The following is a 522-nucleotide window of genomic DNA, read 5'->3' as shown; positions in this document are numbered from 1 at the left end:
CATTCAGGCACAGCGGCAACTGCGGCTTGTTTTCGAGTACCGCACCTGCAATACGCACGCCGTACTCGACGGCTGCCGCGAAATCGGCATCCGCAGCATGGTCGGTAACCGACAGTCCAATCGCGGGGATATTGTAGAACGAAGCCTCTATCGCTGCGCCCATCGTACCCGAATACAGCACGTTCACAGCCGAGTTGGAACCGTGGTTGATGCCCGAGAAGATGATGTCGGGCTGTCGGGGAACAATTGTGTGGAGGGCGAGCTTGATGCAGTCGACGGGCGTTCCGTTGACCGTGAAGAGTCGCACGCCGTCGGTCGCCGACGGTTTCTCGACAATGCGCAAGGGAGCGCCGACAGTTAGAGCCGCCGACTGGCCCGAATGCGGGTGTGCCGGGGCAACGATGTAGACATCGCCCAAAGAGCGCACACATTCGGCAAGATGATGAATGCCGGGAGCGTCGACGCTGTCGTCGTTGGTGATTAGTATGAGGGGTCGGGAGCTTTGCATATTGTGATGAATTA

The 522-nt window shown here is 58.6% G+C and carries 1 protein-coding gene; it reads right to left on the bottom strand.

Annotated features, from left to right (window positions below; translation table 11 throughout):
* Positions 1-508 (bottom strand): 5'/3'-nucleotidase SurE (gene surE, locus IE178_RS35485; RefSeq protein ID WP_318280439.1); only part of this gene is annotated, 508 nt, incomplete at its 3' end.
* Between the last annotated feature and the right edge of the window lie 14 nt (positions 509-522).

It is taken from the genome of Streptomyces griseoloalbus, from assembly GCA_014650015.1.
GTDB lineage: Bacteria > Actinomycetota > Actinomycetes > Streptomycetales > Streptomycetaceae > Streptomyces > Streptomyces griseoloalbus.
The sequence above is the reverse complement of the archived record's forward strand: the minus strand, read 5'-3'. Positions and strand labels throughout refer to the sequence as shown.